This window comes from Roseburia sp. 499 (genome assembly GCF_001940225.2).
In the GTDB taxonomy this organism is placed as follows: domain Bacteria; phylum Bacillota; class Clostridia; order Lachnospirales; family Lachnospiraceae; genus Petralouisia.
Genome location: NZ_CP135164.1, coordinates 1,321,792 through 1,348,551, shown reverse-complemented (window position 1 = coordinate 1,348,551; position 26,760 = coordinate 1,321,792). Strand labels below are relative to the sequence as shown.

31 protein-coding genes are annotated in these 26,760 nt (G+C 38.2%); 1 reads left to right on the top strand and 30 read right to left on the bottom strand.

All coding sequences use genetic code 11. The annotated features are described in order from the left end of the window. From fliR to sigK, 29 genes are all read right to left on the bottom strand, one after another. A complete protein-coding gene (gene fliR / locus BIV20_RS06730) occupies window positions 1-783 on the bottom strand; it encodes a flagellar biosynthetic protein FliR (protein WP_075719359.1) in 783 nt (260 codons plus the stop codon). Window positions 784-796: 13 nt separating this feature from the next. After that, window positions 797-1,069: a flagellar biosynthesis protein FliQ gene (fliQ, locus tag BIV20_RS06725; RefSeq protein WP_075719357.1), complete on the bottom strand. Its 273-nt coding sequence runs from the start codon at window positions 1,067-1,069 to the stop codon at window positions 797-799. Between the two features lie 16 nt (window positions 1,070-1,085). Continuing rightward, complete coding sequence (fliP, locus tag BIV20_RS06720; protein WP_075719355.1) at window positions 1,086-1,967, bottom strand: flagellar type III secretion system pore protein FliP; 882 nt, start codon at window positions 1,965-1,967, stop codon at window positions 1,086-1,088. 10 nt (window positions 1,968-1,977) lie between these two features. Then, window positions 1,978-2,355 (bottom strand): flagellar biosynthetic protein FliO, encoded by a 378-nt coding sequence (locus BIV20_RS06715; protein ID WP_075719353.1) that lies wholly within the window; start codon window positions 2,353-2,355, stop codon window positions 1,978-1,980. A 1-nt stretch (window position 2,356) separates the two neighbouring features. Beyond that, on the bottom strand, window positions 2,357-2,719 hold the full coding sequence (locus BIV20_RS06710; protein WP_075719351.1) for a response regulator: 363 nt from the start codon (window positions 2,717-2,719) through the stop codon (window positions 2,357-2,359). 39 nt (window positions 2,720-2,758) lie between these two features. Then, the gene (gene fliY / locus BIV20_RS06705; protein WP_075719349.1) at window positions 2,759-3,913 is read right to left on the bottom strand and encodes a flagellar motor switch phosphatase FliY; all 1,155 of its coding nucleotides are present in this window, start codon (window positions 3,911-3,913) and stop codon (window positions 2,759-2,761) included. A 4-nt stretch (window positions 3,914-3,917) separates the two neighbouring features. Then, window positions 3,918-4,898 carry a flagellar motor switch protein FliM gene (fliM, locus tag BIV20_RS06700; protein WP_075719347.1) on the bottom strand — a complete coding sequence of 327 codons (981 nt, stop codon included), beginning with the start codon at window positions 4,896-4,898 and terminating at the stop codon, window positions 3,918-3,920. A gap of 37 nt (window positions 4,899-4,935) precedes the next feature. Further along, window positions 4,936-5,448 carry a flagellar basal body-associated FliL family protein gene (locus BIV20_RS06695; RefSeq protein WP_075719345.1) on the bottom strand — a complete coding sequence of 171 codons (513 nt, stop codon included), beginning with the start codon at window positions 5,446-5,448 and terminating at the stop codon, window positions 4,936-4,938. A 14-nt stretch (window positions 5,449-5,462) separates the two neighbouring features. Next, window positions 5,463-6,284 carry an OmpA/MotB family protein gene (locus tag BIV20_RS06690; protein ID WP_075719343.1) on the bottom strand — a complete coding sequence of 274 codons (822 nt, stop codon included), beginning with the start codon at window positions 6,282-6,284 and terminating at the stop codon, window positions 5,463-5,465. Further along, window positions 6,284-7,087 carry a motility protein A gene (locus BIV20_RS06685; protein ID WP_075720035.1) on the bottom strand — a complete coding sequence of 268 codons (804 nt, stop codon included), beginning with the start codon at window positions 7,085-7,087 and terminating at the stop codon, window positions 6,284-6,286. Before BIV20_RS06685 ends, BIV20_RS06690 begins: the two co-directional genes overlap by 1 nt. Before the next feature lie 73 nt (window positions 7,088-7,160). Beyond that, a complete protein-coding gene (locus BIV20_RS06680; protein WP_075719341.1) occupies window positions 7,161-7,388 on the bottom strand; it encodes a flagellar FlbD family protein in 228 nt (75 codons plus the stop codon). Between the two features lie 81 nt (window positions 7,389-7,469). Continuing rightward, window positions 7,470-9,107, bottom strand: a complete 1,638-nt coding sequence (locus BIV20_RS06675; RefSeq protein ID WP_075719339.1) for a flagellar hook protein FlgE — start codon at window positions 9,105-9,107, stop codon at window positions 7,470-7,472. 75 nt (window positions 9,108-9,182) lie between these two features. Continuing rightward, window positions 9,183-9,581, bottom strand: coding sequence for a TIGR02530 family flagellar biosynthesis protein (locus BIV20_RS06670; protein ID WP_075719337.1), 399 nt, complete (start codon window positions 9,579-9,581; stop codon window positions 9,183-9,185). A gap of 33 nt (window positions 9,582-9,614) precedes the next feature. Continuing rightward, window positions 9,615-10,346: a flagellar hook assembly protein FlgD gene (locus BIV20_RS06665; RefSeq protein ID WP_075719335.1), complete on the bottom strand. Its 732-nt coding sequence runs from the start codon at window positions 10,344-10,346 to the stop codon at window positions 9,615-9,617. Between the two features lie 13 nt (window positions 10,347-10,359). After that, complete coding sequence (locus BIV20_RS06660; protein ID WP_075719333.1) at window positions 10,360-11,871, bottom strand: flagellar hook-length control protein FliK; 1,512 nt, start codon at window positions 11,869-11,871, stop codon at window positions 10,360-10,362. A 35-nt stretch (window positions 11,872-11,906) separates the two neighbouring features. After that, window positions 11,907-12,746 carry a MotE family protein gene (locus tag BIV20_RS06655; RefSeq protein WP_242939796.1) on the bottom strand — a complete coding sequence of 280 codons (840 nt, stop codon included), beginning with the start codon at window positions 12,744-12,746 and terminating at the stop codon, window positions 11,907-11,909. A gap of 13 nt (window positions 12,747-12,759) precedes the next feature. Next, the gene (gene fliJ / locus BIV20_RS06650) at window positions 12,760-13,209 is read right to left on the bottom strand and encodes a flagellar export protein FliJ (RefSeq protein ID WP_075719331.1); all 450 of its coding nucleotides are present in this window, start codon (window positions 13,207-13,209) and stop codon (window positions 12,760-12,762) included. A gap of 16 nt (window positions 13,210-13,225) precedes the next feature. After that, window positions 13,226-14,530, bottom strand: coding sequence for a flagellar protein export ATPase FliI (gene fliI, locus BIV20_RS06645; RefSeq protein ID WP_075719329.1), 1,305 nt, complete (start codon window positions 14,528-14,530; stop codon window positions 13,226-13,228). Between the two features lie 5 nt (window positions 14,531-14,535). Beyond that, on the bottom strand, window positions 14,536-15,354 hold the full coding sequence (locus BIV20_RS06640; protein WP_075719327.1) for a FliH/SctL family protein: 819 nt from the start codon (window positions 15,352-15,354) through the stop codon (window positions 14,536-14,538). Further along, entirely contained in the window at window positions 15,347-16,360 is a 1,014-nt protein-coding gene (fliG, locus tag BIV20_RS06635; protein ID WP_075719325.1) for a flagellar motor switch protein FliG, read from the bottom strand. The genes BIV20_RS06640 and fliG overlap by 8 nt, the downstream gene beginning before the upstream one ends. Before the next feature lie 3 nt (window positions 16,361-16,363). After that, a complete protein-coding gene (locus BIV20_RS06630) occupies window positions 16,364-17,968 on the bottom strand; it encodes a flagellar M-ring protein FliF C-terminal domain-containing protein (RefSeq protein ID WP_075719323.1) in 1,605 nt (534 codons plus the stop codon). A 31-nt stretch (window positions 17,969-17,999) separates the two neighbouring features. Further along, the gene (gene fliE, locus BIV20_RS06625) at window positions 18,000-18,311 is read right to left on the bottom strand and encodes a flagellar hook-basal body complex protein FliE (protein WP_075719321.1); all 312 of its coding nucleotides are present in this window, start codon (window positions 18,309-18,311) and stop codon (window positions 18,000-18,002) included. Between the two features lie 21 nt (window positions 18,312-18,332). Further along, on the bottom strand, window positions 18,333-18,773 hold the full coding sequence (flgC, locus tag BIV20_RS06620) for a flagellar basal body rod protein FlgC (protein ID WP_075719319.1): 441 nt from the start codon (window positions 18,771-18,773) through the stop codon (window positions 18,333-18,335). Window positions 18,774-18,812: 39 nt separating this feature from the next. Next, window positions 18,813-19,202 carry a flagellar basal body rod protein FlgB gene (gene flgB, locus BIV20_RS06615; RefSeq protein WP_075719317.1) on the bottom strand — a complete coding sequence of 130 codons (390 nt, stop codon included), beginning with the start codon at window positions 19,200-19,202 and terminating at the stop codon, window positions 18,813-18,815. A gap of 289 nt (window positions 19,203-19,491) precedes the next feature. Beyond that, a complete protein-coding gene (gene codY / locus BIV20_RS06610; protein ID WP_075719315.1) occupies window positions 19,492-20,280 on the bottom strand; it encodes a GTP-sensing pleiotropic transcriptional regulator CodY in 789 nt (262 codons plus the stop codon). Window positions 20,281-20,407: 127 nt separating this feature from the next. Then, a complete protein-coding gene (gene topA / locus BIV20_RS06605) occupies window positions 20,408-22,483 on the bottom strand; it encodes a type I DNA topoisomerase (protein ID WP_075719313.1) in 2,076 nt (691 codons plus the stop codon). 41 nt (window positions 22,484-22,524) lie between these two features. After that, window positions 22,525-23,601, bottom strand: coding sequence for a DNA-processing protein DprA (dprA, locus tag BIV20_RS06600; RefSeq protein ID WP_083655123.1), 1,077 nt, complete (start codon window positions 23,599-23,601; stop codon window positions 22,525-22,527). Further along, entirely contained in the window at window positions 23,594-25,132 is a 1,539-nt protein-coding gene (locus BIV20_RS06595; protein WP_075719309.1) for a YifB family Mg chelatase-like AAA ATPase, read from the bottom strand. Before BIV20_RS06595 ends, dprA begins: the two co-directional genes overlap by 8 nt. A gap of 110 nt (window positions 25,133-25,242) precedes the next feature. Continuing rightward, entirely contained in the window at window positions 25,243-25,866 is a 624-nt protein-coding gene (gene sigK, locus BIV20_RS06590; protein ID WP_075719307.1) for an RNA polymerase sporulation sigma factor SigK, read from the bottom strand. 155 nt (window positions 25,867-26,021) lie between these two features. On the opposite strand from sigK, the gene BIV20_RS06585 reads away from it, so the two are divergent. Beyond that, window positions 26,022-26,201, top strand: a complete 180-nt coding sequence (locus BIV20_RS06585) for a DUF4250 domain-containing protein (RefSeq protein ID WP_075719305.1) — start codon at window positions 26,022-26,024, stop codon at window positions 26,199-26,201. A 14-nt stretch (window positions 26,202-26,215) separates the two neighbouring features. Here the strand turns inward: BIV20_RS06585 and BIV20_RS06580 are convergent, their stop codons facing one another. Then, window positions 26,216-26,755, bottom strand: a complete 540-nt coding sequence (locus tag BIV20_RS06580; RefSeq protein WP_075719303.1) for a DUF5662 family protein — start codon at window positions 26,753-26,755, stop codon at window positions 26,216-26,218. Between the last annotated feature and the right edge of the window lie 5 nt (window positions 26,756-26,760).

Here is a 26,760-nt window from a genome sequence, read left to right as displayed (position 1 = left end):
TTAATACATTCCTTCAATTATTGAAACCATCATTTTTTTCATTTCTGTAAAAATAAAATTTGAAATATTAGGTAATAACCCTATTGTTACAAACAAAATTGTAAGTCCTAACAAAAGCTTTAACTGAATACCCACCGCAAACATATTCATTTGAGGGGATACTTTCGCCATCACACCAAGAATACAATTCAAAATCATGTTAGTAGCAAATACCGGCAATATAATTCGAAATCCAATTACTACTAAATCTGTCATATAAGCTGTCATAGTTGCTAATAAACTATCCCACTGAAAAACAGTTCCATTGATAGGAATTACCTGATAAGAATCTATCAATGCCCTTAAAATGTAATGATGCATATTGGTTACTATTAATAACATCATTATCATATAATTATAGAACTGTCCTGAAATTGCCACCTGCTGATTGGACGATGGATCAAAAACATTCATCATAGCCATTCCAATTTCCATATCAATCATTTTACCCGAGAATAAAACAATGGAATTACAAATATTTGCCGCAAATCCAATGAGCAATCCTGTAATTCCTTCCTTCAAGATGATGATGGCGAACTCTATTACTCCAGAATATTCCAGCGGTTCCTTCGGCAACATTACTTGATATAGAATCAAGGATGTAAATACCGACAACCCAATTTTCACACGATTAGGGGTATTCTTCATTCCAAAAAACGGTGCAATAGATACAAATGATGCAATCCTTACCAATATCATCAGAAAATATTCAAATGTATAAATTGAAAACTCATAATTTACCATAACTTTTGTCAACCTATCGTAAATACAGGCCAAAATTATTCCATAATTCTGTCATAAAGCCTGTTAAATTTTCTAAAATCCATCCACCTACGAGCATAAGTCCCAGAAAAACAGCTATAATCTTGGGAACAAATGTTAATGTCTGCTCCTGGATGGAGGTGACCGTCTGGAAAATACTAATTACCAAACCTACAATCAGTGAAATTAAAAGTAGAGGTGCTGACGTTTTTATAATAAGATACAACGCCTCTTTTGCTATATCCAAGACCTGTCCTTCTGTAATCATCTGTATCCACCTCTACTTAATAAAATGTCTTCACAAGACTTCCAATTACCAAATCCCAGCCATCTGCAAGAACAAATAGTAACACCTTAAATGGTAAGGAAATCGTTGTAGGCGGCAACATCATCATACCCATAGACATAAGTACTGATGCCACTACCATATCAATTACAATAAACGGAACATAAATCAAAAATCCCATGATAAATGCGGTACGCAATTCACTTAAAATAAAACTCGGAATAATAATTGTCATAGAAAGTTGATTTACTTGTTCTTCATCACTAGTATCAATATCATCTATTCCTGCTATATCGCAAAACAGATTCAAATCTTTTTGCTGTGTTTCCTTGTACATAAACCTTCTTAAAGGCTTTTCCCCTTCTTCGATTGCCTGCTCCTGTGTAATTTCACCTGCGTCAAAAGGCTTAATTGCATTTTCATTAATCTCCGTAAAAACCGGATTCATAATAAACAATGTCAGAAACAATGCTAATCCAATCAACACCTGATTTGGTGGTGCTGTTTGTGTACCAATTGCATTTCTTACAAAATGCAGAACAATAATAATTCTAGTAAATGAAGTCAGCATGATTAAAATTGATGGTGCTAACGAGATTACGGTAAGCACCAGCAATATTTTTAAATTCCCTGAGAAATCTCCATCCTCATTATTCCAGGTCACATGTACTCCATTGGTATTATCAGTAGTTGCACCCTGTACCTGACTCTGTGTCCCACTATCCAATTGTCCCACTTCATTGGTCGTCTGTTCTGTTAAGTCCTGATTTGCTTCTGTTGCATATGCATTCTGTCCCAAGCATAAAACTAATGCCAGAATCAAGGTAATCGTTCCAAAGGCAAAGGAAGTTCCACAATATATTTTTTTCAGCTTTTTCATAAAACTTTGCCTACTTCCCAGGGAATTTTCCCTTCAATTTTTCAAAAATCTCTTGAAAGTTCGGAGTCTTAGCAACTGCCTTTTCATCTTCCGGCGGAAGCCATGTCAGCTGTTCTTTGGTCAATTCTGTCAATACATTTATAGTATCTTTGCACACAGAAATTGCCAAATACTTCTCTCCAATCTGAATAATCTGAATAAATTTATTATTATTCACTCGAAAAGTTTCGATGACGTTTATATTCTTGTTACACATAGCTCCCTTCTGGTAGCCTGCAATCCACTTAGTTGTAAAATATGTAATCGCCAATACAAACAAGAATATAAGCAAAACGCCAATCAACTGAAAAAAGCTTTCCCATCCTGAAGATATTTCAAGTAAAATCATACTAACCTACTACTTTTTTAACAGCTTCTAATACACGTTCTGCCTGAAACGGTTTTACAATAAAATCCTTTGCTCCAGACTGAATTGCTTCAATAACCATTGCCTGCTGTCCCATTGCAGAACACATAATAACGGCTGCAGAAGGATCTCCTGCTTTAATTTCTTTCAAAGCCTGAATTCCATCTTTTTCCGGCATGGTAATATCCATTAATACCAAATCCGGTTTTGTTTCATTGTATTTTTCTACTGCCTTTGCTCCATTTTCTGCTTCTCCTGCAATTTCGTAACCATTCTTTGTTAAAATGTCCTTAATCATCATTCGCATAAATGCTGCATCATCACATATTAAAATACTCTTTGCCATCTGTTTCTCTCCTTACATCTTTTTTCTAGATTTAATTTCTTAATTATTTATTATCTCTGTAATACGGATACCAAAGCTTTCTTCAATTACCACTACTTCACCTTTGGCAATATATTTTCCGTTTACCAGCACATCAATAGGTTCCCCGGCAATCTTATTTAATTCAATGATTGTACCAGGTGCAAATTCCAAAATATCCTGAATGGATTTGCTTGTTCTTCCTAATTCCACAGTTACTTCCAGCGGTACGTCCATAATCAATCCTATGTTCTCCTGCTGTGTTACTGGATTAAAATCTCCGGCAAATGCCTGGAATTGTGCCGGCTGTACGTTAACCGGCTGCTGTGTGTACATCTGTTGTGTCATATTATTATTCATAGGCGCTCCCATCATTGGCTGCCCCATCATCGGCTGCATCTGTGGTTGTGGCTGTGACTGCATCTGCGGTGCCGTTTGTGGTACTGGCTGCGGTGCAGATTGTGGGGCTGCCTCTGTAGAAGAAACATCTTCTTCCATAGTCTTTGCAACTCCTGCGCACATCTCTTTTGCAAAGGAGAAGGGGAACAACTGCATTATCTCACTATTTACCAAATCTCCAATTTCCATTTTAAATGAAATCTTTACAAATTGTCCAGTTAAAAATTCTGCTATACCTGCTTCATCTACAGAATCTTTTAAATCAACCAAATCTGCAGCTGGCGGACTGATATCTATCATCTTGTTTAACATGGAAGATAATGATGTTGCTGCAGAACCCATCATCTGATTCATTGCTTCACTGATAGCACTCAGATGTAACTCTCCTAATTCGCCATCCGTGTTAGTACCATCGCCTCCCATCATCAAATCAGTAATAACCTTAACATCTCTTTCTTTTAAAACTAAAAGATTACTTCCATCTAACCCCGTTGTATAAGCAATTCGAATAAATACACAAGGTTTTTCGTAAGAATCTACAATATCCTCCCAATTTGCAAAAGAAACTACCGGAGTTGAGATATCAACTTTACGGTTTACTAGTGAAAATAACGTTGTAGCGGCAGTTCCCATACTTATATTGGAAATTTCTCCGATTGCATCGATTTCATCCGGTGTTAACCCATTTTCATCATTTTCCGCCATTTCTACTGTGTCATCATTGGCATCATTACTCAACAGCGCTTCAATTTCTTCTTGTGATAAAACACCATCCATCTTCTCACTGCTCCTCTCTAATTACTGATGTAACTCTTACTGCATATTGTTCGTCCGAAGCACCGGGCAGAGCAGTAAATTTTTTTATATTACCAACGTATACTTCTAACTCCTGGTCTACTTTGGTATCTAGTCGGATAATATCTCCAACCTGTAGATTAACAAAATCATTTACCGAAATATTACTCTTTCCTAACACTGCCTTTACCGGCATTGGAGCTTTTGAAATCATTGCCTCAATTACTTCGGTATACTCTTTTTCATCACACTCCTGCATGGTAGAATACCAATATTTCGTATTTAACTTATCCATTATATCTTCCAGAGTCATATATGGAAGACACACATTCATCAATCCTTCCACATCTCCAATCTTCAGATTGATAGTAATAATTGCTATCATTTCACTAGGAGATATGATTTGTGCAAATTGTGAATTGGTTTCTATTCGCTCTAAACGCGGATGAATATCCACAACATTCTCCCATGGTTCTCTCAAAAGATTGATACACACATTCATAATTCTCTCTATAATCAGTAACTCAATCTCCGAAAAATCTCTGGTTCGTTCCAACGGTTCTCCTGCACCGCCTAACATACGATCTACCATCGCATATCCCAAATTTGATGCCAACTCCATAATAATATTTCCCGGCATCGGCGCAAAGTTTACAATTCCAAGAAGCACCGGATTCGACAAGGCATTTGAGAATTCAGAATAAGTAACAGCTTCTGAATTCATTACCTCAACCTGGATATTTTTTCTTAAGTATACCGGAAGATTCGTAGATAGCAATCGCCCATAATGCTCAAAAATAATTTCCATTGTTCTAAGATGTTCTTTGGAAAACTTCGCAGGTCTTGCAAAATCATAATTCTTTACTTGTTTTTCCCCGGTGTCTTTCATCTCGTCTACATCTAACTCTCCATTGCTGAGAGCATTCAGCAGACTGTCTATTTCATTTTGCGATAAGACCTCTCCCATTTTCTTTCACCACCTGACATTAACTACTTTTACTTCTCTATTGATAATTGATATCTGAGAACACAACACTTACAATGAAATCAGAATCATACATCTTACGAAGGCTCTTTAAAATTTCATTTTGAATTCCCTTTGTATCATTTCTCATATCATCAATACTATGGCTAGATACAATTTTATTGATTTCATCCTTGATGATTCCTTCTTTGTTTGTAATAGCTTTTGCATCTGTATAATCCTCATGTTTTGTATCTAAGGTAACAGAAACTGACATCATTACATAATGGTCTTTTCCATCTGTATTCTTCAAGTTGATTGTCATTTTCTCTCCCTCTGAAATCTTTACTTCCTCGATTTGCTCGATTGGAACATTGATTGCTCCTTCTTCTTTTCCACTTTCCAACTCCAAATCAATTGCTGAACATACCTTTGTAATCAATTCATTTGCCTTTTTTGACTGTGGTACAACAGAAATCATAAGGATTGCTGTCAAAATTAAATTTGCAAGTACCAGTGCCAGAATTAAAACGCTCATTAAATTCTTTTTCATACTGTCTTTCCTTTCTAATTAGAATTATAGGAATTATATATTTTTATTTCTACCCTTCGGTTTCTTGCTCTTCCTTCCGGTGTAGAATTATCTGCAATGGGATTGTACTCCCCACATCCGGTTGCCCTTATTTTAGCTGGGTCCAATGACGTCTTTGATAATACATAATTCTTAACAGAATGCGCTCGATAAGAAGAAAGAATATCATTATTCTCATACTTATCATTATGTATCGGGACATTATCTGTGTGTCCTTCTATATAAATACGATTACTATCATAACTTTGCAATATCGTGGACAACTTATCCACTAATGGCAATGCATCCTCTCGAATCTCTGATTTGGCACTATCAAACAGCAATGCTCCATTTAGCGTCAACATCACATACTGTGCATTAGATTCTACTTCTACCTGATCTGCAATCTGTAACTGCGCCAACTGCTGTTCAATCGCCTCTGCCATTTGCTCAGACTCTTTTAAAGCAGCTTCTTCATATTCCGCTTTTAAGTCCTGTTCTTCCTGTTGTTCACTTTCGCTCTCTCCATCTTCTTCCGAAGCAGAATTTGCGCCCTCAGTATAATAGGTATCCAAAAATTCCAACTGACTCACGCCAGAAGATACCATCATCCCATCTCCAATAGATGCTCCTCCCGAAGGGAAAATACTAAAACTATTTTGCAAGGATGCTATCAACTGATCAAACTTCTCTGCATCTACAGTAGACATTGAAAACAACAATACAAAGAAACACAACAACAGATTCATCAAATCGGCAAAGGTATTCATCCAGCTAGCACCGCCACCTTGCGGCTCCTCTTTTTTCTTTCTAGCCACTATGCCTCACCTCCGGCCTGTTCCTCCGACATGCTCTCTCTCATCTTTGGAGACAGGAAAGATTTCAGTTTTTCTTCAATTACACGAGGATTCTCACCTGCCTGAATGGACAAAAGTCCTTCCACTGTAACTTCCTTAATCATAATTTCTACATCGTTATTAACAATTAATTTATTTGCAACCGGACTACAAAGCCAGTTTGCTAACAAAGAACCATACAAAGTAGTAACCAATGCTACTGACATACTCGGTCCGACGGTAGAAGGGTCACTCATTGTTTTTAACATATTAATCAAACCAATCAATGTACCAATCATTCCCCAAGCAGGACCTAATTCTGCCCATTTCTGCCAAAATCCAATTACTTTTTTATGCCTTGTCTCAATACAAGTTAAGTCCGTTTCTAAAATTCCTCTTACCAATTCCGGATCCGTACCATCTACAACAAGCATAACACCCTTTTTCAAGAATTCATCCTCAATTCCATTTGCTGCTTCTTCCAGTGCAAGGAGTCCTTCTTTTCGTGCTATATTCGATAAATCAATAATATTCTTAATCACTTCACTTATATCTGCCTTAGATGCCTTAAAAATTCTCACAAATCCCTTTAGACCATTTATAAAGTCTTCCAGTGTATGGGAAGCAAGTACACCCGCTAATGAACCACCAATGGTAATCAGCACGGATGGTATATGTAAGAAACTTCCCAATGCCGCCACATTAATACCATCATCGCCATAAATAACGCCGAAAACAAACATTCCGACACCTAATAAAAATCCAATTAAAGACGCTATATCCAACTTAGCCACCTACCCTCTTCATCCATGAAATTATTCTTTTTCTTCTATGAGAAATCCGCTCCTTGACTCCTCATCACAACTGTTCTTTCTTTTCATCTGGGGTTAGCCAGCTAAGCCCAGTTGTCATAAAATCTCTCTTATATAATATTACTAAATTTTTAATCTCTTGTCTACTTTCTTTTACAATTATCTTCTTTCCAGTGACAAAAGAAATGACAGTATCCGGGGTCTCCTCTACCGATTCGATTAATTCTGCATTAATCAAAACCTTACTTCCATTTAGCTTTGTAACTTCTATCATAGAGTTCACCTCTTTATTATACCACATTTTGGGGAATATTGTCATATAATTCCCCAAAATGTCGTATTAATTATTTAAAAATTAACGTTTCAAATTAATCAACTCTTCCAGAAGTGTATCGGATGTTGTAATAATTCTGGAATTTGCCTGGAAACCTCTCTGTGTAGTAATCATTTCTGTAAATTCAGTAGAAAGGTCTACGTTAGACATTTCCAAAACACCACTATTCATCTTGCCACCATCTGCTGTGATATCCTGTCCGATTCCATCAAATTCTCCAGAGTTCAATGTTTTCTGATAACAGTTATCTCCAACCTTTTCCAAACCAGATGGATTAGAAAATACAGCAACAGCTATCTGTCCTAACAATACGGTATTACCATTATCATAACTTCCGTAAATCTCACCATTTTCAGCTACCTGTAATCCTGTTAGTGCTCCCAATTTCTTACCTTTTCCAAGAGTACTGTCGTTTACATTTCCTGTATCAATATCCATGGTACACTTTCCGGAGTTATCCATGTTCTTCGTTGTACTAAAATCAATAGTAATATCCGCAAAATTACCACCTAATGCACTCATATTAAGAATCTGAGTATTATTTCCAGCAGCTCCAATATAGTTGAATAACCCTGTATTTTCATCATAATCTAATTCATAGGAATAACTAAGCTGAGTATATTGATAAGTTCCATCTGCCTGAATGTTTGCTGGATCAAAATTGGCCTGTTCTTCTGTTGACAATCCATAAATTTCCTGTGGTGTACTAACAATCTGAGTACCATTATTGTTTCCTACATAGTTTCCTGTATTTGTGTCATATGTTAGGGTCACTACTGTTCCATCATTCAAAGTCTTATCAACGGTACCGGTCGTACCTGGTGTAATATTGGCATAACCTGTTGCTAAATTTTTCGTAACATTTGTACTCTGTTGTTGACCAAAAATATCAGCCATTGAATGGGCAGCGTTTCCCGGAATTGTAGTATCCAAATAGTCATTCAAAATAGAATGATTCGTAGAATCCAAAATATCAGAAAGTTCTATTGTATATGTCTTTGTATCCGGATTTGAAGTCTTTATTGCAAACTTTGCTGTATAACTGTATCCTAATGCATCATAGAAGTTCAAATTCATGGTATAACCATTTGCACTGTTAACATTTGTATTATTAGCATCCAAAATACCTCCGCAAGTTGCATCCGTTGTTGCTTCCGGTGAAGATGTCAAATTCTTTTCCTGCATGATTCGAAGTGCAGATACCGTATCCTTTTTAATCGTTCCGGTTGCCGGATCTACCTGCCACCCCATAACGTTATAACCATTTGCCTTGGTTGCAAGGTTTCCAGCTCCATCAATATAGAACGCCCCTGCCTTGGTAAAAAGATTTTCTGTACCATTGTTTACAATAAAGAAACTATCTCCTGTAATCTTTAAATCAAATGCATCACCTGTAGTCTGAGTTGCTCCCGGAGATGTAATATTTACAGAAGTAGATCCTGTTGTAACACCAAGACCAATCTGTTTTGCATTGATACCACCCTTTGTCTGAGTTGCTCCAGATGCACTGGAAATGGTCTGATACATAATCTCGCTAAATGTTGTTGAGGATGATTTAAAAGCAACCGTATTTACGTTTGCAATATTATTACCAATTACATCCATTTTTGTCTGGTGTGTTTTTAATCCTGATACACCAGAATACAATGATCTCATCATAGTGAAATGACCTCCTAATCTTTCGCTGCATGGTCTTCTCTGTCATTCAAAGACCTTAGCTTCCTTACGGTCCAGCTACATAATTACAGCGCCATCAATATTTGTGTAAATGTTTTCTTCTGACTCGTTTTGATCCATTGCTGTCACCACAGTCTTACTGGGTACATTCACAATAAAGGAATACGAATCTACAATCACAAGGGATTCTCTCATTCCCTTCGCTTCTGCTTTTTCCGCCCCTGTCTCCAAGCGTTCTTTCTGTTCATTTGAAAGCTCTATGTTTCTACTTTGTAAACGCTGTGATGCATGTTTGGAAAATTTTAATACAGAACTTTCGTTAACAGCCTGTTTTTGTTTTAATATCTCACCAAAGGACAATTCCGCATTATTGCTTACAGAACTTCTTCCATCCTTTTTCAGATACCGGTCTGTTATCTGTTCTATCGAAGAGAACTGATTTGAAATCTTGTTCATAGCAATCTCTCCATTCTAAGCTTCCCTGCTTCCTCACGCTGTAGCGCCTGAGTTATCTCCATCCGTGTTGTTACTATCATTTGTATCTGCATCACCATCTGTGTTGGTGTTTGCATTTTCGAGTAAGGATTTTAATTCAGCTTCCAACGCTTCCAATTTTTCCATATATGCCTTATCTACATTATTCGTAATGTACTGTTTCTGGTAATCCGTTAATTCGTCATAGAATTTACGAACCTCTTCTACCTTATCTTTATCTGATAAGGAAAGTCGTTGTACATTTGGTAACTTTGCCACCATATATTGGAATGCTGTTGCTGCATTGGTTGCCTCCAAATAATCTTCATCAACAACCGTATCTAAATCATCCAAGGAATACAATCCATCATTTATAGACAAATATGTATTTCCATTCTCTCGTACGATGTAATCTACTTGTCCTGTTACATAAGTAGTTTCACCACTCGCACTAGTCACCTTCATAATAACTGTTTTTCCTACTAAATTAGTTGCCTGTGAAGTTTCCATAGTGGAATTTAAATTCTGCATTTCTTCCAGTGATGAGAATGTTGCCAACTGAGAAATATACTCTGTATTTGACGTCGGTTCTAATGGGTCCTGATATTTCATCTGCGCTACTAACAACTGCAAAAATGCTTCCTTGTCTAAGGAACTGTTATCAGACTTGGTTACACTTGATAAAGACTGACTGGACGCTGAAGTATCTACTACCTTTCCATCCTGTACTTGCTGTATAACTGCCATATCTTCTCCTTTCCTATGCGGTCAAATCTACACTGTTTCCATTATCCCGCATAATTTTTGCTGCCAATGTTTCTTCTTCGGACATTACTCCTTCCAATTCATCCAGATTGTTTAAATTGATTCCTCTTCTGGAAGGTTTTTCTGCTTCCTGCTGCTCTTTTGACGGATTCCCCTGATTTTCTTCCAGATTCCGTTCAAATTCGTGGCTGGCAACAGTTACTTCAATTGCTTCTACTTTCATGCCCTGTTGATTCATGTTTTCCTTCAAGACTGCAATCTGGCTTTCCAATACTTCTTTTACAGCTTCATTCTGTGCAGCAATCTGTGCTGTGATAGCACCATCCTTCGAAATCACTTGTAAATAAACCTTACCCAGATTCTCCGGATTCAACTGCATTTCAATAGATGATTGTGCCTGTGTAACACTGATTCTAGTCATTTGGCTAATCTGACGCAAAATACTCTCTACATCAATCTGAGATTGCGTTACCGTCTGCACAACTTCTACTGTCTGACCATTATTTATGGTCTGTGTGGTTGTCTGGAAGCTTACTTGTGTCTGCTGTCCCTTTGTTTCTGCCTGTGGTTTAACATCAGACTCTGCTGTTGCCGTTTTCTGCTTACTTTCATCACTATTGGATTCTTCGCTAGTATCTTCTTCTGTCACATTTTCAATCTGCTTTACCAGCGTCTTTTCTTCTACTTCCTCTGTGACTTCGGTTTCCACCTGCTTTGCAGTATCTGAAACTGTCTTTTCTTTTGTCTTGAGCTCACTTTGCGTTACTGTTTCTTCTGCCTCTGCAAGCACTATATTATCCTGCAATTCTGTTCCCGGTTCTATTTCTGTTTTTACTTCTACCTCAGAAACATTTTCCGTCTGAACCTGTTCCGGTACTTCTTCTACAACTATATTCTGTTGCATTTCTGTCAACTGTTTTGATAATTGTTGTAACTCTTCTGTTGTCAAATTCAAACCTTCTGTCAGTTGTCCGAAAAGTTCTGTTATCTGGGACATTAATGTTTGAAAATCCTGATTTACTAGCAACTCACTTCCATCCTGACTTCCGGTAAGTTCCATTACCAATTGTGTGACTTTTGTTGGTTCTGACAAATCCAATACTGTAAGTCCCAACTCTTCCATTACATGAACCAGTTCTTCTTCCGACACACCTAATTTTTCTTTCAGAACATTCTTTACTTCAGTTACAACTGTTTCTATTTGTTCCTGAGCATCTTCCGATAGTTTACTGGTAATGTCAGAACTGCTTGCTTTCACAAAGCTCGTATCTTTGAAGTTGTTCTGTGCAGCTTCTTTTTCATAAATCACCTGATTACTTCCTACCGCAACAGAGTTTTTTCCTATCTGACTTGTCCATGAGTACTGTTCCTCATACCCTTTGCCTGCCGTTTGGTTCAATAATGCTCCGAATGCTGCTTCTGCCTTCTTTGATGTTTCCACTGTGGAAGCCATGTTTTTCATACCTTGCAACATGGACGATAATTGTGAAATCTTAGTGTCTGTCACCCCTTTTCCTCCTTTCTTCTTTATTTTATTTATTCTTAAGGCTCCATGATTTTTGTAACTCGGGCTGCTACCTCCGAATCCATAGCGCCAAGAATAGCACCTCTAGCAGACGTATCCATATTCTGCAAAATTTTTGCTACCAAGTCCAAATTATCTGTCATCTGTTCCATAATAGCAGCTGCCTGTTTTGGCTTCATCTGAGCATAAGTATCTGCATATTCCTGAATTTTGGCATCCGCTTCTTCCTGCTCTACTACCTGTTTATATAGAATTTCCGCATTGGCGGGATCGATGCTTTCATAATAAGCTCTATATTCACTTATATCGGGTGCATTATCTGCAAATACAACCTCTTTGTAGAATTTTGTTTTTTCCTCTTCAAAAGCTGCTTGCTGTTCCTCAAACTCTTTCAATCTTGCCACTTCTGACTGCAACTGTTCTACGTTATCAGAACTTGCATTCGTCTGAGACTGTGCATCTGCCAACTGTACCTCTAATTCCTTAATTCTGGCAATTGCTTCATCCAACGTTGTATACGGATACTGCGCATCTACAGTCTCTTCCTCTGCCGTATCCGGAAGAATCTTATTCACATAAGGTACATCTTTTAAAATTGGTTGTAACACAGTCGAACCAAATCCTCCAATATCAGTCTTAATTACCAATACCAAAATTCCAAGCCAGACAGCAATAAAAGCAATCGTCACAGCTACAACTGCTATGCGACTTCCACCAGACTCTTCTTCTGTATTTTCCTCGTCCTTTGCTTTTTTCTTCGCTTCTTTTTCTTCCTTTTTCTTTGCTCTGGCGGCTTTCTTCTCTGCCTTTTTATCTACGCTTTTTTCTTCTTGTTCCATTACTTCTTCTGCTGCCATGCTGTTCACCACCTTATTCATTCTTGGCATGATTATGGGTAAAACTTACCAGTTCGTCCACTGCCTTGCTTTCGTTTTTTTCAATTTCTTTCTTAAATTCATCAAATGCCTTTTCTTTCAGCTTTTCATGTGTTTTTCTCTCCGTCATCACTTCCTGAAGATGTTTTCTGGCACTTTCCAGATTTCGCTGAGCCACATGCACTGCTAATGTTTGGCTTCGTATGGCACCTTTCATATTCTCAATAGCTGCCCTATTCACCTTGATTGCTTGAAAATCGAGTTTATCCGCAACTAGTTTTCGTGCTTCATTCTCGTAATTCCACTTTCGCAGATTCAATTCTGCCAATTTTTCTTCTTCCTTATCTAGAGTCGCTGCTGCGATAGAAAAAGAAGTCTTAGCCTGAGTTTCTAGCTTATATTTAATATCAAGAATATTCTGCATCTTATATGTAAATTTTGCCATACATCATTCCCTACTTTTAAAATAAAGCTTCCAACTTCTCCACAATTTCTTCAAAGGAGAATTTTTCATGAGTTTCCTGCAGTAAAAATTCATTTACAGTATCTATTTTTTCAATGGCATAATCAATATTACTATTAGAACCTTTCTTATAAGCTCCAATATTGATTAAATCTTCCGCTTCCTGATAAGTTGCCAACACATTCTTTAGATTTCCTGCTGCCGCTTTATGCTCTGAATTCACAATAGAACTCATAACACGAGAAATACTCTGCAATACATCAATGGCTGGATAATGATTTTTATGTGCAAGCTTTCGATCTAACATGATATGCCCATCCAAAATACTTCTTGCTGTATCTGTAATAGGTTCATTAAAATCATCACCATCTACTAAGACTGTATATAATCCGGTAATAGAACCTTTATCAGAATTTCCTGCCCTTTCCAGAAGTTTCGGCATCTCGGAATATACACTTGGTGGATATCCCCTTGTAACCGGTGGTTCTCCTGAAGCCAATCCAATCTCTCTTTGAGCCATAGAAAAACGAGTCAAGGAGTCCATCATAAGAAGAACATCTTTCCCCTGATCTCTAAAGTACTCTGCAATAGCTGTAGCCGTTTTCGCCGCTTTGTTTCGAATCAGTGCCGGACGGTCAGAAGTTGCCACTATTACAACGGAACGTTTCATTCCTTCTTCTCCCATATCTCTTTCGATAAATTCCCGGACCTCTCGGCCACGTTCTCCTATCAGTGCAATTACATTTATATCAGCCCTGGTATTACGCGCAAACATACCAAGCAGTGTACTCTTTCCCACTCCGGAACCTGCAAAAATTCCAATTCTTTGTCCTTTTCCTACTGTAATAAGACCATCTACTGCCTTTACTCCCAATGGCAGAACTTCATCAATAATTTTTCTTGCCATCGGATCCGGTGGTGCTGCTTCTACCGGATATTCTTTTTCCGTAATTAATTCTTCAATATCAGTTGGTCTTCCCATACCGTCAAGAGTATGTCCCAGCAATTCCTCTCCTACAGAAACAGATAAAGGATGCCCCGTATTTTCTACGATACATCCTACTCCTAATCCTTCCACACTATCATAAGGCATAAGGAGCAATCGCTTATCTCGAAATCCAACCACCTCTGCCATTACGGAAATGTCCTCTTTGGGATCAATTATAATACGACACAGGTCATTTAGCTTTGCGCTCGGTCCTACTGATTCTATGGTAAGACCTACGATTTTTACCACTTTTCCCAGATTTCTGTAAAATTTATGTTCTGTCAATTGACGATATTTCTCGATATTATATCCCACGTTATCTATCCTCGCAAACTTAAGGAACGTAATGTCTTTATCAGATTCTCAAGCTGAATATCTCTTCCACAGTCAAAAACACCGGAATCTGTTTCTATGACACATTGTCCATCCTTCATGCTGGCATCTGCCATAATTTCTATCTTTACAGACTGTCCTACCTTCTCACGAATCTCATTGATATGGTCTTCCAGAAAAGTGAAATTATCTATTCCAACCTTTACCTGAAATTCCTTTGCATCTTCAATTTCTAGGATTGTCTTCTGTATCAGATAAATCAAAATTTCTTTTTTATCATCAAACTGCACATGAAACACCTGTTCAAATACATCTGCAATAACACCTACCAGCATCGGCTCCAATTCCTTTAGCTGCTGCTGATACTCCTCTTGCATTGCTTTTCTCTCGTCATCTATCTGGCGACGAAGTTCTTCCAATTCTTCCTGTGCCTGTTGTCTGCCTTCGGAAAGCCCCTGATTGTACCCTTCCTCCTGCGCCTGCTGGCGAATTGCTTCTGCCTGCTGATTTGCTGTCTCCACAGTTTCCTTTGCCTGTTCATTTGCTTTTTCCAGAATTTCTTCTGCTTCAGCTGATTTCTGTTCTAGCACTTCTTCCATAGAGAGCGCTTCTTCCTTCGGAATTACCTCTACCGCTTCTATGCTAAGACCAGCTACAAATCCATCTTTATCAGGTATCCCCTGATCCAGGCTCTGTGTCTTTCTTGCCAACTCGTCTAATTTTTCTGCTACCAACGCATTTGAATTGATAATCCTGGCTCCATTTCCGTCCGTCACCACATATCTTTGTTTATACAAATTAGACAACGATTTCGTCACCTCCACCTCTGGAGATTACAATTTCTGCTGAATCCTCCAGCTTACGAATAATACCAACAATCTTCTGCTGTGCTTCTTCTACATCCTTCATACGAACCGGTCCCATGAATTCCATATCTTCCTTAATCATGGCTGCCAAACGTTTAGACATATTTTTAAAGACAACATTCTGTACTTCTTCATTCGCCGCCTTTAATGCAACACCCAAATCATTATTGTCTACATCACGAAGTACACGCTGGATTGCTCTGTCATCCAGAAGAAGAATATCTTCAAATACGAACATCTTCTTACGGATTTCATCTGCCAATTCTGGTTCTTCAATTTCCAGAGATTCCATAATATGTTTTTCAGTTGCTCTATCTACCGTATTCAAAATGCCTACGATAGCATCTACACCACCAACAATGGTGTAATCCTGATTTACTAAAGAAGAAAGTTTTCTTTCCAATACGCGTTCCACTTCCTTAATAACATCCGGTGATGTTCGATCCATTAATGCGATACGCTTTGCTACATCTGCCTGTTTTTCCGGTGGCAATGCACCAATAATCATTGCCGCCTGCCCTGAAGACAAATACGACAAAATCATTGCTATTGTCTGAGGGTGTTCATCCTGAATAAAGTTCAGTAACTGACTTGGCTCTGTCTTACGCACAAATTCGAAAGGACGTACCTGCAAAGATGCCGTCAACTTAGAAATAACATTCTGAGCACGTTCTTCTCCCAATGCTTTTTCCAACAGTTCCTTCGCATAACCAATACCACCTTCAGCAATATATTGCTGTGCCAGGCACACCTGATAAAATTCATTCAAAATATCTTCTTTGGTTTGAGGCGCTACACTTCTGGTATTTGCAATTTCTAATGTCAACTCTTCAATTTCTTCTTCCTTCAGATGTTTGAAAATAGCTGCCGATTTTTCTGGTCCTAATGTAATCAGCAGTATTGCCGCCTTCTGAACTCCATTCATTTCTTCTGTTTTACCTGCCATTGCTTATTCCCACTCCTCATTCAGCCAGTTTCTAAGCAGCGAAGCTGCCGCTTCTGGATTCTCATCCACGAATTTTTCTATTAAAATGCGGGTTTCAGACTTCTCCGCAAATCCAATATCTTCCAATGTCTCCTGTGCCTCTTTTGTAGAAGAAAGCAATGATTCCACAGAAAGTTCCGGTTCCACTTCCTCCAACTGTTCTTTTCTCGTGCTACGGAATACTACAAATCCCAACATCAGCATAATCACTACCGCGATAATCAATGGAAGATAGTCCATAATACCTTTACCACTACCATCTGAATAATTAAAAAACGGCACTTCATATGCTACAATCTTAATGTTATCCTCCGAAAAACCAGTTGCACGGGATACCATTTCTACGAAATCCTGATCCACATCCAGTTTCACTTTATCACGATTTTCCGCTACAAACTCATCAAAAGTCTTGTCATCCAGCTCACCGCTTGCACGCAGTGCATCTTCATCATAAATGTGATACTGTGTTGCCACCAACGTCAAAGAAGAGGCATCGTAATCGATATTTCCAATTGCTCCCGTAGTATCTGTAATCTTTTCACTTGTCTTATATTGTTTTGTCTCATCTGTAATTGTCTGGGAAGATACTGAACCATCTTCTATCATATACGTTGTGTCATCATTTGAATCAGTACCAGGTACTCCTGCACTTCCTCCTGTTGACTCTGAACTGTAATTACTTTCAGAATCAATTGGTCCATGTTCCGCTCCATCTTCTGTATAATACTGATGGTCTGTTGTATTGGTCTGATCAAAACTCATAACCAAATTTGGGGCAACAGATACATTATCGTACACGCTGGTTCCAAGTACTACTTCTTTTACTTTTGACTTCACAATATTCTCAGCTTTGCTCTGATAAGAGAGCTGAGAAGTTGCAGTTCCCATAGAACTTCCGGAATCTGCTCCCATAAATAACATATTTCCTGCTGTATCCATAATAGAAACATTATTGGTATCTTCATTTCCAATCGCAGTTGCTATCCATTTAGCAAGTCCTGCCGCTGTTTCCTCATCAACCGCATTTTTGTCACTCAGAGATAATGTGATCGCTGCATAAGTATCCTGCTGATTTGCCAATATCGTTCCATCATCTACCGGCATGTTCAGTTTCACCTTCGCAGACTCTACAGAATCAAGTTCCTGAAGTTGTTCTGCAATCTGTTCTTCTAAATATAACTGATACTTCTTGGACTTGTCTGCTTCTGTAGTACTAAATCCTCCATCAAATACATTACTCAACTCATATGTAGTTGCAGGTATGCCATTTTCGCCTAATAGAATAGCCGCATCTGCCTGTTCTTTTGAATTAACCTTGAAAACTAATCCATCATCCGAAGTAGTATAGCTAATTCCTTCACTCTCCAGCAGTTCCTTTACCTCGCCTGCTTCTTTTGTATTCTCACATTCTCGTATTGTCACCATAGTTGGAGTAGTAACTATTTTTCCAACAACCACCAATCCAATTATAACAAACACTACAATACTAGCAATCAATGTCTTTTGTTTTACAGAAAATTTGTTCCACCATTCCAACACTTTTTGGGGAATTTCTTTTATCTTGTCCATCTGCTTCTCCTACTCATCTACCTGCATAAAATCAAATCTGCATATTCATTATTTCCTTATATGCTTCCAGCATTTTATCACGTACTGCAATTGTGTAATTCAATGCAATATCCGCCTTTTCCTGAGCCGCCTGCAAGTCATGGGTATTGGTTGCATATCCTAACATAAACTGCATTTCCGCTTCTTCCGCAGCATTCTGCAATTCACTGGTCTCATTCAGCATATCCTTTGCTGACTGTAACACGCTACTAAAGCTGGAATCCTCTGTCTTGAGATTCTGACTCTCAATTGCCGCGTTTTTAATATAACTGGAATCAATTCCTGTTAATGATGTTATATCCATCTAAAAAGCCTCCTTAACAAATTATTTACCTAATTCAAGCCCCTTCATAGCAATCGACTTGCTGGTCTGAAATGCAGTTACGTTCGCCTCATAGGAACGGCTTGCATCTATCATATTCGTCATCTCCGTTACAATATTTACATTCGGATACGACACATAGCCATCTTCGTCCGCATCCGGATGAGATGGGTCATATTTCTTAATATAATCTGATTCTGTATCTTCCTTTACACTAGATACCTTTACTCCATTTCCAACATAAGCATTTCTGGTATTTTCCAACACCTTACTAAAAGATGTTACATCCTTTTCTTCGAAAGTAACAATTTTTCTTCTATATGGAGTTCCATTTTCCGTTCTTGTGGTATTTACGTTAGCAACATTTTCAGAAATGACATCCATACGAAAGCGCTGGGCTGTCATACCAGACGCGTTGATATTAAAAGACTGAAATAATGACATATTGAATTCCTCCCAATTTTATATTGTTTCAGCTATCTGCTACTTAATAACGCTCTTTATTCTCGCATACTCGCTATTCATACTATCAATCAATGCGCTATATCGAATCTGTGCAGATGCCAGTTCTGCATATTCCTGCTCAGGATCCACATTATTTCGATCAAGTCGATAAGAATAGTTGGATGAATCTGTATATGTCTCTACATTCAAATGGTTTAAATGTAAATTCTTCACCTTACTATCCAAAGATGTATATTTTGACTTATTCAATTCCCTCTCCAATGTCCCTTCAAAATCCACATCCTGACGCTTATATCCCGGTGTACTCTGATTCGCAATATTATTACTAATAGCAGTCTGTCTTAACCATGTAGCATCTGCTGCTTTATCCATAACGTTGATATAATTATAAATATCACTGCTAAACATCCCATTACTCCTTTCGTACTTAGTACCATTACCCTACTCTATTTTATTATAAATTATCTATACAATTTTGCAAGTATTTTTTAGTGTTTTTTCTGTTTTTTTACACGATATTGTAGTTTTTTGTCAAATCAAACACAATTTGCGGTAAGATTATACACCATACTTTTTTTCTTATCTACTATGGACCTCCATACACAATTGCCATCAAAAGGATATGGAGTTTAGTATGGATTTTTTTGTATATAAAAAGGAGATTTACAGTTGTGCTATAAATCTCCAGTCTCATATTCTAGTTATGATTCATATTCTGTTTTTTTACCTTTTCCAATTCATCGAACACTACATCATTCAAAACCTTAATATAGGTTCCCTTCATTCCGGAAGAACGGGATTCAATAACACCGGCACTTTCGAATTTGCGTAACGCATTGACAATAACACTTCTGGTGATTCCAACACGATCAGCAATCTTACTTGCTACCAAAATCCCTTCCTTGCCATCCATTTCATCAAAAATGTGGGTAATGGCTTCTAATTCCGAAAAAGAAAGTGTACTAATCGCAGAACGAACAATTTGAACCTTACGGCTCTCTTCTGCACTTTCTTCATTTACAGAACGCATCATTTCCAACCCAACTACTGTAGTACCATATTCACTCAATATAATATCATCAATATCATACTGTCTTTCCAGACGATATACAAAAAGGGTTCCTAGGCGTTCGCCTGCAATATCTATCGGTGTGATAATTGCACGATACTTTTTCACATCCTCCGAAACAAATCCTAATGTTTCCAGATTTACATTTTCTTTCGTAGACAAAATACCAAGAAGACGTTCATTTAATAATGGATCAATGAAACCTCCTACCTCGTCAGCAATCAGCTCTGTAATTTCTTCGGTTCCCTCACAGGTACTTGTTCCCAGTACCTTTCCTTTTTTACTAATAACCAAAATATTAGATTCAAGAATCTCCGTTAATACTTCGCAAATATCATTAAAGACTACTTTCGAGGAATTATTATTATGCAACAGTTTATTAATTTTTCTTGTTTTGTCCAACAACTGAACGCTCATAATATACCTCCTATTTCAGCATTATAAAATTTAAAACTTTTTTGTATTTTACCACCTTTTCCGCAGAAATTCAACAAGTTTTCTAACTTTCTTGCCCTTTTCCCGTTTTCTCTCCATTATTATCACACTATTTTTGCTTTTCTTTCACAAATCCACATTGGTTATCTGCACACACCAACTTATTTCCTTTTTCTACCATATATCCGCCACATTCCGGACATTTTTCACCGGAAGGTTTCTGCCATGACATAAAATCACACTCCGGATTTGCTTCACATCCATAGTATTTTCTTCCTTTTTTGGTTTTCTTTAATACTACTTCTTTTCCACACTTCGGACAGTTTACACCAATTTTCTCTAAATACGGTTTGGTGTTTCTGCATTCCGGAAATCCCGGGCATGCCAGGAATTTTCCATGAGGTCCGTATTTCACCACCATATTTCTGCCACACAAATCACAGATAACATCCGTTACCTCATCTTCAATCTTAACCTTTTCCAAATCCTTTTCTGCAGCCTGTACCGCCTCTTCCAAATCCGGATAAAAGTTGCTGACAACTGTTTTCCAAGGAATGGCTCCATCCGCCACCTTGTCCAACAAAGATTCCATATTAGCCGTAAACCGTTCATCTACAATAACCGGAAACGCTTCTACCATAATATTATTAACAGCTTCTCCCAATTCTGTAATATAAAGATTTTTATTCTCTTTTACTACATAACGTCTACCCAATAGTGTAGTAATTGTAGGTGCATAAGTACTTGGACGTCCAATTCCAAGCTCTTCTAAAGTTTTTACCAGTGACGCTTCTGTAAAATGTGCCGGTGGCTGAGTAAAATGCTGTTTTTCTTCCAATCCGTTCAATGTTAGTTTTGTATTGGTATCTATGGATTTCAACAGTAGATTATTTTCTCCCTTTTCATCATCTTCGCTGGTGTAGACAGACATAAATCCTTCGAACGCCACTTTAGACGCAGACACATGGAACCGATATTCTCCTGCCCCAATCTTAATGGAAGTGGTCTCATACACGGCACTGCTCATACGACTTGCTGCAAATCGGTTCCATATCAACTGATACAAACGGAACTGATCTCTGCTCAAAGATTCTTTTACCATAACCGGTGTTCTGGTGATATCAGAAGGACGAATTGCTTCATGAGCATCCTGAATCTTTGCACCTGACTTTTTCGCATTTTCTTCTTTACTGGAAGTGTATTTCTCACCATAAGCATTTTGAATATACTCTCTTGCAGCAAAATCTGCCTCTTCTGAAATACGCACGGAATCAGTTCTCAGATAGGTAATCAAACCTACGGTTCCCTGACCTTTAATGTCAATTCCTTCATATAACTGCTGTGCCAAACGCATTGTTTTTTGCGTAGAAAAATTCAACGCTTTTGCTGCTTCCTGCTGTAAAGTACTTGTGGTAAATGGCAGAGGCGCTTTTTTTACACGCTCTCCTTTTTTCACATCTAGCACCTGATAATTTTCTTTTTTCAAGCTTTCTAGAATCCAGTCTAGCTCTTCCTGAGAACCAATTGTCATTTTTCCTTTTTCATTGCCGTAGAATTTCGCATTTAACAATTTCTTTTCTCCCGGAACAGCAAATTGGGCCTCCAGACTCCAATATTCCTCCGGAATAAATGCATTAATCTCTTCTTCTCGATCACAGATGATACGAAGTGCTACTGACTGCACACGACCTGCACTCAATCCGCGCTTTACTTTCGCCCACAACAGTGGACTGATACGATACCCCACCATACGATCCAACATACGTCTTGCCTGCTGGGCATCTACCAAATTCATATCAATCTCTCTTGCCTGTTTTAAAGATGCCTTTACCGCATTTTTCGTAATCTCATTAAAACTGATACGATATACATTCTTTCTCTCTTCTAGCTTTAATGCTTTTGAGAGATGCCATGAAATAGCCTCTCCTTCACGGTCAGGGTCCGTTGCCAGATATATTTTATCTGCCTTTTTCACTTCCTTACGCAGTTTTGCCAGAATATCTCCCTTTCCACGGATTGTAATATATTTGGGTTCGAAATCATGTTCTACATCAATTCCCAATTGACTTTTTGGTAAATCTCTGACATGTCCGTTCGATGCTGCAACTTCATAATTGTTTCCCAAAAATTTTTTAATCGTTTTTACTTTTGCCGGTGATTCCACAATCACAAGATATTTCGCCATGTGCCTACTCCTTTAAACCTTTCCCCATTATTTTATTCAAACTATATATCCGTACGAATAAAATAATTCTTATATACTTCTGAAATATAGCCTTTTTCCCTTAATATATTGAGAATTCTTATTATTTCTCCCAGAGAAAGACCTGTATTTCTCATTAACTCTTCTAAACTTCTCGGGGTTAAATCCACACAACTATACACCAACCTTTCTAATTTTTCAAGTGCCTTTCCTGTTTTTTTTGAAAAAACGGTCTCTTTGTCTGTCAGCATATTCATTTCCCGCAGCATTTCTTCTTCCCCCGTAAAAATCGCAGCGCCTTGCTGAATCAGGCGGTTTGTACCTTCACTTAACTTGTCTCCTATCCTTCCTGGAACCGCATATATTTCTTTTCCCTGTTCTAATGCAAAATCTGCGGTAATCAAAGAGCCACTCTTTTTTCTTGCCTCTACTATAATAACAGCATCGGCCATTCCGCTAATAATTCGATTTCTACTTGGAAAAAAAGCAGGTCTTGGCATAGTTTCCGGTGGATATTCGCTGATAACCCCGCCTTTTTCGGGTATTTTTTCGTACAAACTTTGATTTTGCTTCGGATAGCAGACATCGACACCACATCCTAAAATACCATAAGTTGCTCCTTGCGCTTTCAGTGCCCCCCATTGGGCCGCTCCATCAATTCCGGATGCCATTCCACTAATCACCTCTATCTCCCGTTCTGCCATAAGATATCCTATTCTTTTGGCAACTGTTCTTCCATACTCCGAACAGTTGCGTGCCCCCACTAATGCCACTGCTCCCTTCTCTTCCTCTGGCAATTTTCCATGATAATAAAGACCATAGGGTGCCTGATATATATTTTTCAACCTCTTAGGATATCCATTTTCCCAAAAAGAAACAAAGGAAATCCCCTTCCTTTCCTGTTCTTCCCATTCTTTCCGGAGATTTTTCTGTTTGCTTTCCACTAATATGTCGCACTCTTTTTCTGTCAGAAAAGATATTTTTTCAAGTGTGCTTTTATCCATATCATATATCCCCTTTGCATCTCCTACTTGCTCCTCCAAGGCAATTTTCTTCGTTGCAGATATCCCGAAAATTCCTCCTAGCCATCTTTTATACATCACTGCCTATCCATCCCCTTCCATCAATATTTCTATACATAAGACTTTCAGCAATGTGCTGACTAGCTATTCGCTCTTTTCCTTCTAAATCTGCTATCGTTCTGGCTACCCGTATTACTTTATAATAACCTCTGACACTTAATTCCATAGTTTCAAATGCTTCTGCTAACATATCCTTTGCTTCCTGATGCATTGGGCAAAAATACTCTATCTGCTCTGCCGGAATTCTGCTGTTATAGCGAATACTACTTTCTGAATACCGTAGATTCTGGATTCTTTGCACTTCTTCTACACGTAAACTGATTTCATAAGAGGACTCTTCTTTTGTTCTTCCAGTCAGTTCCTGTATTCTTGGCTTTTGCACTTCTACACACAAATCAATTCGATCTAAAAGCGGACGACTGATTTTCTGCAAATGTCGACGTATCATGGCAGGTGTACAGGTACATTTATTTCGATCAGGATAATATCCGCAGTTGCAGGGATTCATTGCCGCTACCAGCATAATATCCGCCGGATAAGAGTATGTCCCATTATTTCGCACCAGATGTATCCTTCCTTCTTCTAATGGCTGACGTAATACCTCAAGCGTTGCTCTTTGAAACTCTGTCATTTCATCTAAAAATAATACTCCGTTGTGTGCAAGACTGATTTCTCCCGGCTTGGGAATTTTTCCGCCACCTGCCATTCCCGCCACACTTATGGTATGGTGCGGATGGCAAAAAGGTCTTTCTCTTAATTTTTTCTCCCTCTTTCCGAATAATCCACTGACACTGTAGATTCTAGCAAGTTCTAATGCCTCTTCCTCTGCGAGCTGTGGCAAAATTCCTGGAATAGCTCTTGCCGCAGCTGTTTTTCCACCACCAGGCGGTCCAAGCATCAGAAGATTATGTCTCCCTGCTGCGGCAATTTCACACACTCTCTTTAACACTTTTTGTCCGCGTATTTTTTGAAAATCGTATTCTCTTTCTGTTTTCACAGAATGCGTTTCTTCTATATTATATGCCATTTTAAAATTATCCGGATTATGCAACATTGTAATGACCTGGCTAAGATTCTTTGCCGGTAATATCTCAACACTTCCTACCATAGCTGCTTCTTTTGCATTTGCCTCCGGAATACAAATTCTCTTTTTACCGGATTTTTTCGCTGCCATTGCCATAGGCAAAACCCCATCAATCGGGTGTATATCACCATTCAGGCTAACTTCTCCGGCAAATACCGTTTCTTCTAAACATTCTGCCGAAATATATCCATAAGCTGCTAATACAGAAAGTGCAATAGGCAAATCAAATCCAGTACCACTTTTTCTCAAATCTGCCGGATACAGATTTATGGTAATCCGCTTTGGTGCCAACCTAATTCCTGCATTACGGATTGCTGCACGAATCCGCTCTTTGGATTCTCTTACTTCTGTAGAAAGTTCACCTACCATTTCAAACACAGGCATGCCATCACATACGTCAGCTTCCACCTGTACTAAAACACTTTCAATTCCGCTTATACTTGCGGTAGATACAATACTATACACAAATGCCTCCCTTTGTGCTAGCTTACGGGAATCATGGGCTGATGTGCCCTAAGATAAAAAGATAAATTCATCATACCATGCTTTCTCCCTTTTGGCAATGCCTCTCCCATTCACTCTTCAAAACAGGCTCTTAGTTTCTCCAATGCCCGTTTTTCAATTCTACTCACATAGGAACGTGAAATTCCCATCTTATCCGCAATCTCTCTCTGTGTCACCGGTTTCTTATTGTATAGTCCATAACGCATTTCGATAATCTTTTGTTCCCGACTTCCCAACACATTTGGTATCATCTCATAAATCCTCTTGCTGTTCCCTTTTAATTCAATTGTTTCAAAAATGTCACGTTCTTGGCTTTCCACCACATCCATAAGATTAATCTGATTTCCCTCTTTATCCGTTCCTATGGGTTCATACAAGGATACTTCTCTTGAAGTTTTCTTTTTCCCGCGAAAATACATCAATAATTCATTGTCAATACACCTTGCTGCATAGGTTGCCAGGCGGTTTCCTCTCTCATGATTAAAAGTAGATACTGCCTTAATCAATCCAATCGTCCCTATGGAAATCAAATCCTCCATATCTTCCTCTGAATTCTGATATTTTTTGGCGATATGTGCTACCAATCTCAAATTTCGTTCAATCAGAGTATATTTAGCTTCAAGGTCGCCCTCTTTCATTTTTTTCAAATAATATGTTTCTTCCTCTGCATTTAATGGCATTAAAAAAGTTTTCAAAAAAGCACCTCTAAGCTGATTTATTACATTCTATGAAAAATCAAGCCATGAAGTGCCTTTCCACTCTGAAATTCTTTTTTTGTTTTCTTGCAAACTACTTTTAATGGGAGTATACTATGCTACATCAATAAACGATTTGACTACGGAGGTAAATCATGAATCAGATACCAAAAGACCCTGTTATTCTACTAAGCTACATCAACACACAACTGCGTGACTTTTATCCATCTCTGGAAGAACTCGGAAAGAGTCTTAATATCTCTCTTCCCGAATTAACAGACACTCTGGCATCTATCGACTACTGCTATGATTCAGAGACAAATCAATTTATATAATTTTGTTTTAACTTTTAATAGTCTTTTTGTTTCAACAAAACATTCTTAATATAAGAAAAGGTTTTTTCTTCCCCCTCTTCTGCTAGCATCCGCAGAAGTTTTTCTAACAGCGCTTGCGTATCCGGATGTATCATATAATGTCCTTTACCATGAGCATAATAGTTCCACGGACTTTCATCCGTATACTTTTCTTTCTGATAATTTTTAGATGCTGCTACTCGGTCAATGAACATCTCCACCACATATTTTAAAGGCATCTTCATTCCCACCATGGCTTTGTCTGTTCCCACACCATAATCAATCCAATACTCTAAATGATGCTTATTTCTTCCTTTATGGTGCAACCATGCGCTGGAACAGCCTCGTTCTTCCCTTTCTCGATTATTTGGACTGGCTGTTCCCTGATAATATTTGCACCCTACTAAAAACTCTGTGGGCGTATATTTTGACATATCGTGCAATAGTCCCTGTTTATAAAGCCCCACCCGAAAGCATCCTTTCATAACTAGATACTTATGATGATTGATTGTCTTAAAATGCTGCCAGACCTTCATGTATT

Bases quoted from the DNA above. Each gene is read 5' to 3' on its own strand.
- codY (WP_075719315.1), bottom strand. From the start codon at position 20,280: ATGAGCGTTCAGTTGTTGGACAAAACAAGAAAAATTAATAAACTGTTG.
- BIV20_RS06630 (WP_075719323.1), bottom strand. From the start codon at position 17,968: ATGGACAAGATAAAAGAAATTCCCCAAAAAGTGTTGGAATGGTGGAAC.
- fliQ (WP_075719357.1), bottom strand. From the start codon at position 1,069: ATGATTACAGAAGGACAGGTCTTGGATATAGCAAAAGAGGCGTTGTAT.
- flgC (WP_075719319.1), bottom strand. From the start codon at position 18,773: ATGTCATTATTTCAGTCTTTTAATATCAACGCGTCTGGTATGACAGCC.
- BIV20_RS06695 (WP_075719345.1), bottom strand. From the start codon at position 5,448: ATGAAAAAGAATTTAATGAGCGTTTTAATTCTGGCACTGGTACTTGCA.
- fliP (WP_075719355.1), bottom strand. From the start codon at position 1,967: ATGAAAAAGCTGAAAAAAATATATTGTGGAACTTCCTTTGCCTTTGGA.
- BIV20_RS06665 (WP_075719335.1), bottom strand. From the start codon at position 10,346: ATGGCAGTTATACAGCAAGTACAGGATGGAAAGGTAGTAGATACTTCA.
- BIV20_RS06580 (WP_075719303.1), bottom strand. From the start codon at position 26,755: ATGAAGGTCTGGCAGCATTTTAAGACAATCAATCATCATAAGTATCTA.
- fliM (WP_075719347.1), bottom strand. From the start codon at position 4,898: ATGGGAGAGGTCTTATCGCAAAATGAAATAGACAGTCTGCTGAATGCT.
- BIV20_RS06680 (WP_075719341.1), bottom strand. From the start codon at position 7,388: ATGATAGAAGTTACAAAGCTAAATGGAAGTAAGGTTTTGATTAATGCA.
- flgB (WP_075719317.1), bottom strand. From the start codon at position 19,202: ATGTTTAGCAGTGATATTTATAATTATATCAACGTTATGGATAAAGCA.
- BIV20_RS06670 (WP_075719337.1), bottom strand. From the start codon at position 9,581: ATGAACAAGATTTCAAATCAGTTCTCTTCGATAGAACAGATAACAGAC.
- fliR (WP_075719359.1), bottom strand. From the start codon at position 783: ATGGTAAATTATGAGTTTTCAATTTATACATTTGAATATTTTCTGATG.
- topA (WP_075719313.1), bottom strand. From the start codon at position 22,483: ATGGCGAAATATCTTGTGATTGTGGAATCACCGGCAAAAGTAAAAACG.
- fliJ (WP_075719331.1), bottom strand. From the start codon at position 13,209: ATGGCAAAATTTACATATAAGATGCAGAATATTCTTGATATTAAATAT.
- BIV20_RS06675 (WP_075719339.1), bottom strand. From the start codon at position 9,107: ATGATGAGATCATTGTATTCTGGTGTATCAGGATTAAAAACACACCAG.
- BIV20_RS06585 (WP_075719305.1), top strand. From the start codon at position 26,022: ATGAATCAGATACCAAAAGACCCTGTTATTCTACTAAGCTACATCAAC.
- dprA (WP_083655123.1), bottom strand. From the start codon at position 23,601: ATGTATAAAAGATGGCTAGGAGGAATTTTCGGGATATCTGCAACGAAG.
- BIV20_RS06715 (WP_075719353.1), bottom strand. From the start codon at position 2,355: ATGATTTTACTTGAAATATCTTCAGGATGGGAAAGCTTTTTTCAGTTG.
- fliY (WP_075719349.1), bottom strand. From the start codon at position 3,913: ATGGATGGTGTTTTATCACAAGAAGAAATTGAAGCGCTGTTGAGTAAT.
- BIV20_RS06710 (WP_075719351.1), bottom strand. From the start codon at position 2,719: ATGGCAAAGAGTATTTTAATATGTGATGATGCAGCATTTATGCGAATG.
- BIV20_RS06655 (WP_242939796.1), bottom strand. From the start codon at position 12,746: ATGGCAGCAGAAGAAGTAATGGAACAAGAAGAAAAAAGCGTAGATAAA.
- fliE (WP_075719321.1), bottom strand. From the start codon at position 18,311: ATGGATATAACATCATTAACAGGAATTGATTCCAGTTATATTAAAAAC.
- fliG (WP_075719325.1), bottom strand. From the start codon at position 16,360: ATGGCAGGTAAAACAGAAGAAATGAATGGAGTTCAGAAGGCGGCAATA.